We start from the raw sequence: 14,168 nt of genomic DNA, 5'->3' as shown, positions 1-14,168 counted from the left end.
TCAGCCGAAGGACAGGTCGCGGCGCGCGTTGAGCCAGTCGGCCGCGGTAATCGCCCGGCCGCCGTCGCGCTGGACCACGCGCAGGCGCAGCGCGTCCTGCCCGCAGGCCACGTCCAGCCCGTCGCGGCCTGCGGCCAGCGGCGTGCCCGGCGCGGCATGGTGGGCCAGCGGCAGGGCCACGGCGCCGTGGATGCGCAGGCGCTCGCCGGCCACCGTGGCCTCGGCCACCGGCCAGGGGTTGAACGCGCGCACGGTGCGGGCCAGTTCCTCCGCCGGCCGGCTCCAGTCCAGCCGCGCCTCGGCCTTGTCCAGCTTGCGCGCATAGGTGGCGCCCTGCTCCGGCTGCGGCCGCGGTACCGGGCGGATGCCGGCGCGCAGCAGGCCCAGCCCGTCGGCCAGCACCTGCGCGCCCAGTTCGGCCAGGCGGTCGTGCAACCGGCCGCCGGTCTCGTCCTCGGCGATGGGAGTGCGCTGCTCCAGCAGCACCGGGCCGGTGTCCAGGCCGGCCTCCATCTGCATCAGGCATACGCCGGTTTCCGCATCGCCGGCCTGGATCGCACGCTGGATCGGCGCGGCGCCGCGCCAGCGCGGCAGCAGCGAGGCATGCACGTTCCAGCAGCCGAAGCGGGGGATGTCCAGCACCGCCTGCGGCAGGATCAGGCCGTAGGCCACCACCACCAGCAGGTCCGGGGCCAGGTCGCGCAGCGCGGCCTGCGCCTGCGCATCGCGCAGGCTCTCGGGCTGGCGCACCGGGATGCCACGGGCGACCGCTTCCAGCTTGACCGGCGAGGCGGCCAGGCCGCGGCCGCGGCCGGCCGGACGGTCGGGCTGGGTATAGGCGGCGACCACCTCGCCGCGCTGCGCGGCGGCACGCAGCGAAGGCACGGCGAAGTCCGGGGTGCCGGCGAACACAATCCTCATCGGGTCATCGACTCCAGCCGGCGCGCGGCGGCGGGCGGCGGTACGGCCTCACGCCGGCGCGGCCGGCGACGGCGCGGGAACGGGAACACAAGCGGGGGAACGGGCGCGCGCCGCGCGGCTCACGCCGCGTGCTTGCGCTGCTTGGCCAGCTTCTTGCGCACCATCTCGCGCTTGAGCGGCGAGAGATAGTCCACGAACAGCTTGCCTTCCAGGTGGTCGATCTCGTGCTGGATGCATACCGCCAGCAGGCCGTCGGTGGTCAGTTCCCGCTCGCGGCCCTCGCGGTCCAGGAAACACACGGTGATGGTGCCGGCGCGGGCGACGTCGGCGAAGATGCCGGGCACCGACAGGCAGCCTTCCTGGTAGACCTGCTCGCCGTCGCGGGCGGTGATCTGCGGGTTGACGAACACCATGGGCGCGTCCTTGCCCTCGCTCACGTCGATCACCATGAAGCGCAGGTGCCGGTCCACCTGGGTGGCGGCCAGGCCGATGCCGGGGGCGGCGTACATGGTCTCGAACATGTCGTCGAGCAGGCGCTGGAACCCGGGCGTGGCCACCTGCGCAGGGTCGACCTGCGCGGCCTTGGTGCGCAGGCGCGGATCGGGGAATTCGAGGATGGGCAGCAGGGCCATGGCGAAACTCTCTGGAACGGCCGGGGCAAACCCGCCGGCTGTCGCAATTCTAGCGCGGATGCTTGCGCAATGGCCCGGATTCTGGACTATAGTCGCGAACCTGTTGGGGAATCAGGCGGATCGCAACCATGCTCACGCGTCTTCGGACGGTCCTTGCCGTCGCCATGCTGACCGTCGCCACCTATGCCGTGGCCGTCGAACCGGCCGGCAGCCACCCGGACACCTATGTGGTCCGCAAGGGCGACACACTCTGGGACATCGCCGCGCGGTTCCTGAACAAGCCGTGGCTGTGGCCGGAAATCTGGCAGGCCAACCCGCAGGTCGCCAACCCGCACCTGATCTATCCGGGCGACGTGCTCAGCCTGGCCTACATGGATCGGGTCGGGGTGCGGGCCGGCCCACGCGAGGACGCGCCGATCGGCGCGATCCCGCTGTCGGAGATCGAGCCGTTCCTGAAGAACCTGCGGGTGGTCGACGACTTCGGCCACCTGCCCTACGTGGTCGGCTTCGAGGACAACCGCCTGCGCGGCAGCTCCGGCCTGGCCGCCTACGTGAAGGACCTGGACGGCGCGCAGGCCGGCCAGCGCTACGCCGTGGTGCGCCCGACGGTGCGCTACGCCCTGCCACGGACCTTCCGCGACCTGAACGCCAACGGCCGGCCCACCCCCGGCGACGGCAACCTGTGGAAGCAGTACGTGCCGCCGAGCGAGCGCAACGCGTTCCTCGGCCACGAGCTGGCCCAGGTCAACATCGGCACGGTCACCCGCCTGGCCGGCAACGGCGCCACCGTGGCGACCCTGCACCTGGAGGACGGCGGGCACGAGGTGCGCGCCGGCGACCGCCTGATCCCGGTGGAAGCACAGCCGTACGACCTGCAGTTCTTCCCGCATGCCATGGCCTCGGTGCCGGCCGGCGTGCGCGTGCTGGCGGTGGCCGATTCCTTCAGCGCCGGCGGCCCGCGCGACGTGGTCGCCCTGTCCGCCGGCCGCGTGGACGGCGTGGACAACGGCGCGGTGTTCTCGCTGTGGCGCGATGGCAGCCACATCAACAACCCCCTCCGCCGCGGCAGCACCTCGCGCCAGAACGACCGCTTCAGCGGCGGCGGCGAGATCCTGCCGGACGAGTACGCGGCCCACGCCATGGTGTTCCGCACCTTCGACAAGGTGAGCTACGCGCTGGTGATGGACGGGGTCAAGCCGGTGCGCGTGGGCTACGAGGCGCTGCACCCGGACGCGCAGTAGGCGCCGGAACATTCCTACACCCGCATGCGACGGCGCCCGAGGGCGCCGTCGCCGTTTCCGGGCCAGGATTGGCGCATGCCGCCCGCTTCCGCACCCGTCGACCCGCTGCCGCTGCTGCGCCTGCTGTTGGCCGGCGGCCCCACCGAACCGCGCCGCGTCTGGCTGCAGCGGCCGGCTGGCGTCGAACCCGGACCCGGCGCACCCGACCCGCTGCTGGCCGCGCGCATGGCACGCGTGCCCGCGCGCGAGCTCGACCGCTGCCTGGCCTGGCTGGCCCGGCCCCGGCACCACGTCGTGGGCTGGAACGACCCGCGCTATCCACCGCTGCTGCGCCAGCTTCCGCAGCCGCCGCCGGGGCTGTTCGTCGCCGGCGACCCGGAGCACCTGTGGCGGCCGGCGCTGGCCGTGGTCGGCAGCCGTGGCGCCAGCGCCGGCGGCCGCGACAACGCCCGCCACTTCGCGCGCCGCTTCTGCCGCGCCGGGCTGGCGGTGACCAGTGGCCTGGCCGCCGGCATCGACGCGGCCGCGCACGCCGCCGCCCTGGAATGCGGCGGCACGACCGTGGCCGTGCTCGGCACCGGCCCCGACCGCGCCTACCCGCAGGCGCATGCCCGGCTGCTGGAACAGGTGGCCGAACACGGCGCGGCGGTCAGCGAACACCCGCCCGGCACGCCGCCGAGGCCGGGCCACTTCCCCGGCCGCAACCGGATCATCGCCGGCCTGTCGCTGGGCACGGTGGTGATCGAGGCGGCGCTGCGCTCGGGCGCGCTGATCACCGCCCGGCTGGCCGCCGAGGCCGGGCGCGAGGTGTTCGCCCTGCCCGGCTCGATCCACCAGCCCCTGGCCCGCGGCTGCCACCGCCTGATCCGCGACGGCGCGCAACTGGTGGAGGCCCCGGACGAGGTCCTCTCCGGGATCGCCTCGCTGGCAGGGCGCCTGGCGGCCGAACTGTCCGCATCGGCGCCGCCCAGCGCCGAGTCCGAGTCCGGGGCCGGGGCGGCCGATCAAGTCCGCACCGGCCACTACAGGTTGTGGCGCGCCCTCGGCCACGACCCCATCCCCATGGATGTGCTGGTCGAGCGCACCGGATTGACGCCCGCAGCCCTGTCCTCCATGCTGCTGGGCATGGAACTGGACGGGCGAGTCGCGGTCGAACATGGCCGCTACGCACGCCGGTCCACCGGCGGCGGCACGGTCGCCTGACGGCGATTCGTGACGAAGGCGCCACGCCCGTGGTTCCCCACCCCACGGCGCCCGTCACGGGCGCAGGCCGAGGGCAATGAAAGAAAGCATCCTGGATGTCCTGCTCTATCTGTTCGAACACTACATCGCCGATGACGCGGACACGCTCCACGACCGCGCCCCCCTGCAACAGGGCCTGATCGAGGCCGGCTTCAGCCCCAGCGAGATCGCCAAGGCCTTCGACTGGCTCGACGGCCTGGCCGAACAGCGCCCGGCCGGCAGCGAAACGCGGGTGGACGGCCCGGTGCGGGTGTTCCATGGGCCCGAGCTGGACAAGCTGGACGTGGAGTGCCGCGGCTTCCTGCTGTTCCTGGAGCAGCATGGGGTACTCGACGCGCACCAGCGCGAGCTGGTCCTGGACCGGGCCATGGCCCTGGACCAGGACGAGCTGGACCTGGACGACCTGAAGTGGGTGGTGCTGATGGTGCTGTTCACCCAGCCCGGCGCCGAAGCCGCCTACGCCTGGATGGAAACCCAGATGTTCGGCGAGGAACCCGAACCGGTCCACTGACCCGGCCGGCCGGTCCCGCGCCTTTCCTGGACGCCGGCCGCCCTGGCCGGCTTTCGCGCGGGCGGGGCCATGGGTTACCTTGGGCGGGCACGCCTGGGGAATCGAATGCACACTTGGTACTACGCTACTGCCGACGGGCAGCGGCACGGCCCGTTGCCGGCCGAAAACCTGCGCGCCCTGGCCGCCGCGGGCACGATCGGCCCGCGTACCCTGGTCTGGCGCGAGGGCCTGGGACAGTGGCAGCCGCTGCACGCCTTCCATGCCGAACTCGGCCTGGACGGCCTGCCGCCGCCATTGCCGGCCGCCGCGGTATCGCAGCCGCCACGCCAGGGCATGTCCGGCTGCGTGATCGCGGTGCTGGTGGGCGTGGCCCTGCTGGTGCTGGTCCCGGTCGTCGGCATCCTGGCGGCGGTCGCGTTGCCGGCCTACCACGACTACACCCTGCGAGCGCACGCCGCCCAGGCCTTTGCCCAGGCGCAGGCGCAGCAACCGGCGGTGGCCGCCTTCGCCGCCGGGCACGGGCGCTGCCCGGAGAACGGCGACGAGGGCTTCGGCGACGCCGGCGACTATGCCGGCACGCACCTGGCCTCGATCGCCTTCGGCAACTTCGACGGCGGCGAACGCTGCGGCCTGGAAGCGATCATCGCCGCCCCGGGCAAGGGTGCGCTGGACGGCAAGGCGATATGGCTCGAGCACGACCCGGACACCGGCCTTTGGCAATGTTCGTCGAACGCGGCCGACAAGCACCTGCCGGTGACCTGCCGCGGCTAGCGGCTCCGCCACCCTCACCTCACCCGAACCCCAGGCCGCGACCCACCCACGGCCGCATTCTTCAAGGAAACGACGCATGACAGAGTGGTACTACGCCGATCGCCAGCGCCAACAGCAGGGGCCCGTGGCCGCCGCCGAGCTGGCGCGGCTGTTCCAGTCCGGGCAGGTCGACGCGGCCACCCTGGTCTGGCGCGACGGCCTGCCCGAATGGCGGCCCCTGTCCGGCCTTCGCGAGGAACTGGGACTGGAGGCGGCGCCGACCCTGGATTTCCGCACCTTGCCGGCCGCGCCCGCCACCGAGGCGACGCCCGCCGAGGCCGCCTATGCGGCGCCTGCCGCCGGCGAGGCCGCCTACAGCCCCTATGCCGCGCCATCGGCGCCACTGGCATCGGTCGATGCCGGCCCGGTCCTCGGCGGCGAGGTGGTGATGGCCGGGTTCTGGAAGCGGGCGGCCGCCAACCTGCTCGACAGCCTGGTCATCGGCGTGATCGGCGGCGCGATCGGCATGGTGCTGGGCATGGTGGCGGTGCCGCTGGCGGCGGTGGCCGGCGACAACACCGGCTTTGCCCTGATCGGCGTGCAGATCGTGATCCAGTTGATCTCCATCGCCATCACCGCGGCCTACTACGCCTATTTCCACGCCTCCAACTCGCAGGCCACGCTGGGCAAGATGGCCATCGGCATCAAGGTGGTGCGCGGCGACGGCAGCCGGATCGGCCTGGCCCGGGGCTTCGGGCGCTATTTCGCCATGCTGCTCAGCGGCCTGATCCTGGGCATCGGCTTCCTGATGGCCGCCTTCACCGAGCGCAAGCAAGCCCTGCACGACATGCTCTGCGACACCCTTGTGGTGGACAAGTGGGCCTACACCGACCGCCCGGAATGGCAGCGCCGCGAACTGGGCGGGGTGACCATCGCCGTGCTGGTGATCTGGGGCCTGCTGCTGGCGATGATGGGCATCGCCCTCGTGGCCTTGATCGGGGTGTTGTCCTCGATGCACTGGTGATCCGCGGCGCCGGCCAGGGCGCCATGCCGGCTTGACAGGGCCGGGCGGGGCGTGATTCACGTATATATAAGGTAAAGTTGCCGCGCGCCCGGGGGACCTCCCCCCGGGCGTCGGCATCTCTGGCAGCCGCGCGAGCGCGCCTGGCCGCCCGTTCCGGTCCCGGATGGACCGTCGCCCCACTGGTCGCCGTACACACCATGTCCAAGCACCTGCTCATCGTCGAGTCGCCCGCCAAGGCCAAGACGATCAACAAATATCTAGGCAAGGACTTCACCGTCCTGGCCTCCTACGGCCACGTGCGCGATCTGGTGCCGAAGGAAGGGGCGGTGGACACGGAGCGCAACTTCGCCATGCGCTACGACCTGATCGAGAAGAACGAGAAGCACGTCGACGCCATCGCCAAGGCCGCGCGCGCCGCCGAGGACATCTGGCTGGCGACCGACCCGGACCGCGAGGGCGAGGCGATCAGTTGGCACATCGCCGAGATCCTCAAGGAACGCGGCCTGCTGGAGGGCAAGCCGCTGCACCGGGTGGTGTTCACCGAGATCACCCCGCGCGCGATCAAGGAGGCGATGACCCAGCCGCGCCGGATCGCCGCCGAGCTGGTCGACGCCCAGCAGGCGCGCCGGGCACTGGACTACCTGGTCGGCTTCAATCTCTCCCCGGTGCTGTGGCGCAAGGTGCAGCCGGGCCTGTCGGCCGGCCGCGTGCAGTCGCCGGCGCTGCGCATGATCGTCGAGCGCGAGGAGGAGATCGAGGCATTCAGGGCACGCGAATACTGGAGCATCGGCGCCGATCTGGCGCACGCCTCGCAGCCGTTCGGGGCCAAGCTGGTCAAGCTGGACGGGCAGAAGTTCGAGCAGTTCACCATCACCGACGGGGAAAGCGCCGAGGCCGCGCGCCTGCGCATCCAGCAGGCCGCCGCCGGCGCCCTGCACGTCACCGACGTGGTCAGCAAGGAACGCAAGCGCCGCCCGGCGCCGCCGTTCACCACCTCCACCCTGCAGCAGGAGGCCTCGCGCAAGCTCGGCTTCACCACCCGCAAGACCATGCAGGTGGCGCAGAAGCTGTACGAGGGCGTGGCCCTGGGCGAGGAAGGCACGGTCGGCCTGATCAGCTACATGCGTACCGACTCGGTAAGCCTGTCGCAGGAGGCCCTGGCCGAGATGCGCGACGTGATCGCGCGCGACTTCGGCACCGCCTCGGTGCCGGACAAGCCCAACGTCTACCAGACCAAGTCCAAGAACGCGCAGGAAGCGCACGAGGCGATCCGCCCGACCTCGGCGCTGCGCACCCCCTCTCAGGTCGGCCGCTTCCTCACCGACGACGAGCGCAAGCTCTACGAACTGGTGTGGAAGCGCGCGGTGGCCAGCCAGATGGTGCCGGCCACGCTCAATACCGTCTCGGTCGACCTGGCCGCCGGCAGCGCGCACGCGTTCCGCGCCAGCGGCACCACGGTGGTGTTCCCCGGCTTCCTTGCCGTGTACGAGGAGGGCAAGGACAGCAAGTCGGCCGAGGACGACGACGAAGGCCGCAAGCTGCCGCCGATGAAGACCGGCGACCGCGTGCCGCTGGAGCGCATCCACGCCGACCAGCACTTCACCCAGCCGCCGCCGCGCTTCACCGAGGCGGCCCTGGTCAAGGCGCTGGAGGAATACGGCATCGGCCGTCCCTCCACCTACGCCTCGATCATCCAGACCCTGCTGTTCCGCAAGTACACGGAGATGGAAGGCCGCGCGTTCCGGCCCACCGATGTGGGCCGGGCGGTGAGCAAGTTCCTGTCCGGCCACTTCGCCCGCTACGTGGACTACGACTTCACCGCCAAGCTGGAAGACGAGCTGGACGCGGTCTCCCGCGGCGAAGAGGCGTGGGTGCCGCTGATGGAGAAGTTCTGGGGCCCGTTCAAGCAACTGGTCGAGGACAAGAAGCAGTCGCTGGACAAGACCGACGCCGGCAGCGTGCGCGTGCTCGGCGCCGACCCCGCGTCCGGCCGCCAGGTCAGCGCGCGGATCGGCAAGTTCGGCCCGCTGGTGCAGATCGGCACGGTGGAGGACGAGGAGAAGCCGCGCTTCGCCTCGCTGCAGCCGGGCCAGAGCATCTATTCCATCTCGATGGAGGAGGCGCTGAAGCTGTTCGACATGCCGCGCATGCTGGGCGAGCACAACGGCGAGGCGGTGAGCGTGGGCATCGGCCGCTTCGGTCCGTTCGCCAAGCGCGGCAGCACCTACGCTTCGCTGAAGAAGGAGGACGACCCGTACAAGATCGACCTGGCCCGCGCCGTCTTCCTGATCGAGGAGAAGGAAGAGATCGCGCGCAACCGGATCATCAAGGAATTCCCGGGCAGCGACATCCAGGTGCTCAACGGCCGCTTCGGCCCCTACATCAGCGACGGCAAGCTCAACGGCAAGATCCCCAAGGACCGCGAGCCGGCCTCGCTGACCCTGGCCGAAGTGCAGGAACTGCTGGCCCAGACCGGCAAGCCGGCCCGCCGCGGCTTCGGCGCGAAAAAGGCCGCCACCAAGAAGACCGCCGCGAAGACGACCGCCACGAAGGCGCCGGCCAAGAAGGCGGCCACGAAAAAGGCGACCGCCAAGAAGGCCGTGGCCAAGCGCGCACCGAAGAAGGCCACCGGCAAGGCCGGCGGCGCCGGAGCGGCCGACGACGCACCGCCGTTCTGAGAGGCCCGGTGCATCATCGGCGCCCCGTGCCGGGGCGGCCGGTTGCGGCTACCATGGCGGCCATGCCCGCCCCGCTCACGCCCGCCGCCGCCGCCGTGCTGCTCAGGCATGGCGGCGTGGTCGCCTACCCGACCGAGGCGGTCTGGGGCCTGGGCTGCGACCCCGACGACGAGGCCGCGGTGATGCGCCTGCTGGCGGCCAAGCAGCGGCCGGTGGACAAGGGACTGATCCTGGTGGCCGCGCACTTCGATGCCCTGCGTCCCTGGCTGGACCTGTCCGCGCTGCCGCCGGAACGGCTGGCCGCGGTCCGGCGCGACTGGCCCGGGCCCCACACCTGGGTGATGCCCGCCTCTGCACGCGCACCGCGCTGGATCACCGGCCGCCACGACGGCATCGCCGTGCGCGTCAGCGCGCATCCGGACGTGGCCGCCCTGTGCCGCGCCTTCGGCGGCCCGCTGGTTTCCACCAGCGCCAACCGCGCCGGCATGCCTCCGGCCAGGTCCCGGGCGGCACTGGACCCGGGCCTGGTGGCCGACGTGGACGGCCTGCTCCCGGGCGAAACCGGCGGGCTGGACCAGCCCACGCCGATCCGGGTGGCGCTGGACGGACGCGTGCTGCGCGACTGAACCTCTCCTCGGCGGCGCGGCATGGCGCCCGTGCCGGCGCGCTAGGATGGCCGCATGGCCTGAGGAGTCCGCCGTGACGAACGCACTGTCCTCCCGCCCCGGCGGCACCATCGCGGGGACGCCGCATCCGGTCGCCCGAACCCTCGGGGCGGCCACCACCGTGCGCCCGTCCCACGCACCAGCGCACGGTCGCGCCCGCCCCACGGGCCTGCCGGCGTCCTTCGTCCATGCCGCCAGCGGCGTGCTGCCGCGGCTCCTGCCGGTATTGCTGCTCCTGCCGGCGCTGTCGTCGCTGCCGAGCCATGCCCGGGCCGCGGAACCGGCAGCGCCCACCGGCGTCACCATCTACCGCTGCGCCGACAGCCGCGGCCAACTGGTCGCGCTGCGCGATTCGCCGTGCCTGCCCGGCGAACGCCAGGAAGTGCTGCAGATGCAGCGGCCGCAGGATCCGCCGCCGCGGCCTGCCCCCCCGGAACCGGCCGCCGCGTCGCCATTGCCGCCGCCGCGCGAGGTCCGCGTGATCGCGGTGCAGCCGCCGCAGCCGATGTACGAATGCACCACGCCCGAGGGCGAGCGCTACACCAGCGAAGACGGCCAGGGACACCCGCGCTGGGTGCCGTTCTGGACCCTGGGCTACGGCTACCCCGCCAGACCCGGGCCGCGACCGCCGGACACCGGGCCGGGCGTCCACCCTCCCGGACCCCCTCCCGGCGTTGCGCCCGGGGGCCATCGTCCGGGAGGACCGCCGCATCCGGGACATGCCGTGGTCGCGCCCGCCGGCGGCGCCTGGATCCGCGATGCCTGCGTGCGGCTGTCGCAGGACGAGATCTGCACGCACCTGTCCGATCGCCGCTACGAGATCCTGCGCCTCTACCACGCCGCCATGCCCAGCCAGCGTCATGCGCTGGATCGCGAGCAACGCCAGATCGACGCGCGCATGGGCAACGACTGCCCCGGCTACTGAGTCGTCCCTGAAGAACTCATTTGAAGCAGGATTTCTAGCGTTTTTTGTGCTTCAGGGGCGTGCTGAGACTGCAGGATTTCGCTACGCTAGCTAGCCGCGGTTTCCTTGCAGTTTCAGGCCATCCGATGCGCCAGCGACCCGTTGCCGCCGACAGCGCGGCTGTCCATGCCGACGACCTGTTCCGTTCCCGCCTGGAGAATCAGATCGATCTGCGCCATCCGCTGGCACAACTGGCCCGGCGGATGCCCTGGGCGGAACTGGAAGATGCCTTGGCGCCGACGCTGCCCTCAGATCCGGAGCGCGGTGGTCGACCTGCGCTGCCAGTCCGGCTGATGGCGGGGTTGCTGTACCTCAAGCACGCTTACGACCTATCGGACGAAGAGGTGTGCGTGCGTTGACTGGAGAACCCGTACTGGCAGTTCTTCACCGGCGAGGTGGTGTTCCAGACCAAGCTTCCGTGCAACGCCAGCTCGCTGACGCGCTGGCGGCAGCGGCTGGGCGAGGCAGGCATGGAGGAACTGCTGGCGCAGACGATTGCAGCGGCCCGGTCGATGAAGGCGGTGGATGCGCGTGAGCTGTCGCGGGTGATCGTGGACACGACGACGCAGGAGAAGGCGACCGTGCACCCGACCGACAGTCGGTTGCTGGAGGTGGCCCGGAGGAAGCTGGTGCTGCTGAGTCGGCGCAACGGCATCAAGCTTCGGCAGACCTACAAGTGCGAAGCGCCGGGACTGGCGCGCAAGGCGGGCCGTCATGCGCACGCGCGGCAGTTCAAGCGCATGCGTCGAGTGCTGCGCCGCCAGCGCACGCAGCTTCCCGGGCAATCCGTACGATGGCGATACGCTGGAAGAGCAACTGGAACAGGTGGCGATCATCGGCGGGCGGAAGCCGACGACCGCGATCGTCGACCTGGGCTACCGCGGTCGTGAGGTCGATGGCGTACAGGTCCTGCATCGGGGCAAGCCCAAGCGATTGACGCCACGGCAGTGGGCCTGGGTGAAACGGCGGCAGGCGATCGAGCCGGTGATCGGGCACCTGAAGGATGACTGCCGGCTGCACCACTGCCACCTCAAGGGTACAAATGGCGATGCACTGCACGTGATCGCCTGTGCGGCGGGCTACAACCTCCGCTGGTCGCTGCGGTGGATCGTGTTTTTGTGGGCCTGGATGCTGGCGATGGCAATCCGAACCAGTTCAGGTCGACAGTCACAACAGCTTGTGACGGTGCCCTGATACGAATTCTTCAGGGACGACCAATTATGGCTCCCGAATGTCTACGAAATGCTGGGCGTCCACACAGCGCATTAGAAAAGAGAGTGTAAGAATTCCCCTACAACGCTTTGAGTCGTGTACCTGCATTTCATTGGGGCCAAAGCACGTAACGTCGGCATTTGAAGTCGTCAGCAATGGAACTGCCGTCCATGGGGGATTAGGCATGCAGATCGAGCCCTGTTACTGCTCAACAATCACTCACGGTGCAAGGAGTGGCCTGCTTCCAACGGGCACCTGCGCGTGCAGATCCAACGTAAGGGCTGCCCAAGTGCGAATCTCCTATGCCGTAACGGGGCCCAAGCTAAAACAGATTTTCCTTGTTGTTCTGGCACTTAGCATGACATGTGCCAGCGTTGCAGCCGCGTCCGACGTCACCGATCTCAACACCGTCCAAGTTAGAGGTTTCAAACCTCCTACTTTCGAGGGTGTCAACGGCTACTTCACGTACCGCCCTAGTACGGGCGCCCCTCAGAATGGTCCGACATATCCGGCAGATTATGGCCAATATCCGGTACCAAGCATGGACTCTCGAGGATCTGCCGAGAATTGTGAAGAGAGTACGGGTAACCCGGTAAGGGTTTCTACAGGAAACAAGATTGAATCTGCCAACCTGTTCGAGACGCCAGAAGAGATGGGGCTGTATGCTCGTCTTGCATGGAATGGTAAATCCAGACAGCGCGGCATTTTCGGTCAGAACTTCGTAAGCAACTTCGATAAGAAGCTACTGTTCAGGTTTACAGACGGTTCGGAGTGTGTAACGCAGCCGGGAGCTGTGTGTCAGAACACCGCCAAGACGCTATCCGAGGTGGTGGCATTCCGCCCGGATGGTGCCGCATGGGTGGTGTATCCAGCAGCACCCATAGCGACCTTGCAGGGCAGCTTCAGTTCAGGCTGGGTGCTAACGATTAACGAATCAGTGGAACGGTATTCCGGGAATGGGTTCATAACAGAAGAGACGAATCCTCAAGGAATTCGTTGGACTTACACTTACGATAACACCGGGACATTCTTGCAGAATGTGAGTCACACTAATGGAAGGATGATTCAGTTCGCATGGGCGTCTGGGCGGTTGTCATCTGTCACTGATCCTGCGGGTAGTGTGTACGCGCTGTCAGAAACGGTAGGAGCACTCAACCTGACTTATCCAGGTTCACCTTCAATGGTCGTTACTTATCACGTCGGGGATCAATCGCCAGGGGTTCATGTACTTTACGGTATCTCATATAATGGAGTTCGATACTCAAACTTCACCTACAACGGTTGGGGAGACGCACTCAGTGGGGTCCATGCGGGCGGGGTCGACAAGTACGAGTACGTTTATACCCGTACGCAAACAGGTCCATCCAATAACATCACTAAGGTCGTCGAGACGAATCCTTTGGGAAAGCAAACGACCTACACCGTAGCATCAGGGATGATCACGCGAATAGAGGGTCACGCCAGCACTCATTGTGACGCCACAGTGAGCACTCGGTCTTTCCTTGATCCCGCGCGACAAAACCTAAGCATAGGGAATAACCGCGGTAAGGTCACGGTAACTAACTACAACTCGGAGAGGCGAGTTGTAAGTATCACGGAGGGTATCGGAACTCCGATGCTTCGTGTCACAACTAACACTTGGAGCGGCGGCCGCCTGGTTAAACAAGTTCTTCCAAATTATTGGGAGCGAACTTATACGTATACGATAAATGGTCGAGTCGCATCCGTTTCCATGAAGAACCTCAATGGAAATGGTGTTACAAACCAGACCAGGACCACCACCTACAGCTACACCCTGCACGGCAACGGCCTGGTCAAGACCATGGTCGTGGAGGGGCCGGTCGACAAGCTGACCTATACCTACACCGCAAAGGGCGAGCTGCAGTCGGTCAGCAATCGCCTGGGGCATACCACCACCTACCAGGACTTCAATGGCCTGGGCCAGCCGGGCCAGGTGACCGGCGCCAACGGCGAGGTGACGGAGTATCTCTACGATGCCCGTGGGCGCGTGACGCGGGTGCGGACCTTCCCGAATGGAAGTTCAGCGGCGGACACGACGTATGCGTATGCCGCCTCGGGGCTGCTGGACTCCGTCACCCTTCCCGATGGCGTGCAGCACAAGTACATCTACGATGCCGCGCGCAGGCTGATGGCCGAGTACGAGGTCAATGGCTCCGGCCTGTATCCCTATCGCCTGCTGACCCGGGACCTGGCCTCGAACATCACCGTGGAGCGCATCGGCGCATCGTCCACCGTCCCGACGCTCGGGACCACGGAGGGGCTGACCGGCAGGTCCTACTTCGACTACGACGAGCTCAGCCGGGTGAT

At 68.7% G+C, this 14,168-nt stretch carries 12 protein-coding genes and 2 pseudogenes; 12 read left to right on the top strand and 2 right to left on the bottom strand.

The genetic code is table 11. The features are described 5' to 3' along the window. Both fmt and def read right to left on the bottom strand, forming a co-directional pair. Complete coding sequence (fmt, locus tag HNR76_RS13360; protein WP_162311874.1) at positions 1 to 921, bottom strand: methionyl-tRNA formyltransferase; 921 nt, start codon at positions 919 to 921, stop codon at positions 1 to 3. Positions 922 to 1,040: 119 nt separating this feature from the next. Then, entirely contained in the window at positions 1,041 to 1,553 is a 513-nt protein-coding gene (gene def / locus HNR76_RS13355) for a peptide deformylase (RefSeq protein WP_162311873.1), read from the bottom strand. A 128-nt stretch (positions 1,554 to 1,681) separates the two neighbouring features. Between def and HNR76_RS13350 the strand changes: the two genes are divergently transcribed. From HNR76_RS13350 to HNR76_RS15490, 12 genes and pseudogenes are all read left to right on the top strand, one after another. Then, positions 1,682 to 2,794 (top strand): LysM peptidoglycan-binding domain-containing protein, encoded by a 1,113-nt coding sequence (locus tag HNR76_RS13350; RefSeq protein WP_162311872.1) that lies wholly within the window; start codon positions 1,682 to 1,684, stop codon positions 2,792 to 2,794. A gap of 75 nt (positions 2,795 to 2,869) precedes the next feature. Beyond that, positions 2,870 to 3,997 carry a DNA-processing protein DprA gene (gene dprA, locus HNR76_RS13345; protein WP_162311871.1) on the top strand — a complete coding sequence of 376 codons (1,128 nt, stop codon included), beginning with the start codon at positions 2,870 to 2,872 and terminating at the stop codon, positions 3,995 to 3,997. 76 nt (positions 3,998 to 4,073) lie between these two features. Beyond that, entirely contained in the window at positions 4,074 to 4,547 is a 474-nt protein-coding gene (locus tag HNR76_RS13340; RefSeq protein ID WP_162311870.1) for a DUF494 family protein, read from the top strand. A gap of 105 nt (positions 4,548 to 4,652) precedes the next feature. Then, positions 4,653 to 5,318: a GYF domain-containing protein gene (locus tag HNR76_RS13335; protein WP_162311869.1), complete on the top strand. Its 666-nt coding sequence runs from the start codon at positions 4,653 to 4,655 to the stop codon at positions 5,316 to 5,318. Positions 5,319 to 5,394: 76 nt separating this feature from the next. Further along, a complete protein-coding gene (locus tag HNR76_RS13330) occupies positions 5,395 to 6,321 on the top strand; it encodes an RDD family protein (protein WP_162311868.1) in 927 nt (308 codons plus the stop codon). Positions 6,322 to 6,518: 197 nt separating this feature from the next. Further along, positions 6,519 to 8,999 carry a DNA topoisomerase I gene (locus HNR76_RS13325; protein WP_162311867.1) on the top strand — a complete coding sequence of 827 codons (2,481 nt, stop codon included), beginning with the start codon at positions 6,519 to 6,521 and terminating at the stop codon, positions 8,997 to 8,999. A 62-nt stretch (positions 9,000 to 9,061) separates the two neighbouring features. Then, positions 9,062 to 9,625 (top strand): L-threonylcarbamoyladenylate synthase type 1 TsaC, encoded by a 564-nt coding sequence (gene tsaC, locus HNR76_RS13320; protein ID WP_162311866.1) that lies wholly within the window; start codon positions 9,062 to 9,064, stop codon positions 9,623 to 9,625. 73 nt (positions 9,626 to 9,698) lie between these two features. After that, on the top strand, positions 9,699 to 10,589 hold the full coding sequence (locus tag HNR76_RS13315; protein ID WP_249065694.1) for a hypothetical protein: 891 nt from the start codon (positions 9,699 to 9,701) through the stop codon (positions 10,587 to 10,589). Between the two features lie 125 nt (positions 10,590 to 10,714). Then, entirely contained in the window at positions 10,715 to 10,987 is a 273-nt protein-coding gene (locus tag HNR76_RS15700) for a transposase (RefSeq protein WP_484573180.1), read from the top strand. Positions 10,988 to 11,342: 355 nt separating this feature from the next. Beyond that, the gene (locus tag HNR76_RS15695; RefSeq protein ID WP_343059330.1) at positions 11,343 to 11,822 is read left to right on the top strand and encodes a transposase; all 480 of its coding nucleotides are present in this window, start codon (positions 11,343 to 11,345) and stop codon (positions 11,820 to 11,822) included. Between the two features lie 37 nt (positions 11,823 to 11,859). Then, a pseudogene (locus HNR76_RS15775) lies at positions 11,860 to 12,579 on the top strand (DUF6531 domain-containing protein); the annotation flags it as partial. Between the two features lie 993 nt (positions 12,580 to 13,572). Then, a pseudogene (locus tag HNR76_RS15490) lies at positions 13,573 to 14,168 on the top strand (RHS repeat protein); the annotation flags it as partial.

Source organism: Pseudoxanthomonas broegbernensis (assembly GCF_014202435.1).
In the GTDB taxonomy this organism is placed as follows: Bacteria; Pseudomonadota; Gammaproteobacteria; order Xanthomonadales; family Xanthomonadaceae; genus Pseudoxanthomonas; species Pseudoxanthomonas broegbernensis.
This window is presented reverse-complemented; position numbering and strand designations above follow the sequence as displayed.

Coding starts and splice junctions, on each gene's coding strand:
- HNR76_RS15695 (WP_343059330.1), top strand. CDS start 11,343: ATGCGCACGCGCGGCAGTTCAAGCGCATGCGTCGAGTGCTGCGCCGCC.
- dprA (WP_162311871.1), top strand. CDS start 2,870: ATGCCGCCCGCTTCCGCACCCGTCGACCCGCTGCCGCTGCTGCGCCTG.
- HNR76_RS13325 (WP_162311867.1), top strand. CDS start 6,519: ATGTCCAAGCACCTGCTCATCGTCGAGTCGCCCGCCAAGGCCAAGACG.
- HNR76_RS13350 (WP_162311872.1), top strand. CDS start 1,682: ATGCTCACGCGTCTTCGGACGGTCCTTGCCGTCGCCATGCTGACCGTC.
- def (WP_162311873.1), bottom strand. CDS start 1,553: ATGGCCCTGCTGCCCATCCTCGAATTCCCCGATCCGCGCCTGCGCACC.
- HNR76_RS13335 (WP_162311869.1), top strand. CDS start 4,653: ATGCACACTTGGTACTACGCTACTGCCGACGGGCAGCGGCACGGCCCG.
- HNR76_RS15700 (WP_484573180.1), top strand. CDS start 10,715: ATGCGCCAGCGACCCGTTGCCGCCGACAGCGCGGCTGTCCATGCCGAC.
- HNR76_RS13340 (WP_162311870.1), top strand. CDS start 4,074: ATGAAAGAAAGCATCCTGGATGTCCTGCTCTATCTGTTCGAACACTAC.
- fmt (WP_162311874.1), bottom strand. CDS start 921: ATGAGGATTGTGTTCGCCGGCACCCCGGACTTCGCCGTGCCTTCGCTG.
- HNR76_RS13330 (WP_162311868.1), top strand. CDS start 5,395: ATGACAGAGTGGTACTACGCCGATCGCCAGCGCCAACAGCAGGGGCCC.
- tsaC (WP_162311866.1), top strand. CDS start 9,062: ATGCCCGCCCCGCTCACGCCCGCCGCCGCCGCCGTGCTGCTCAGGCAT.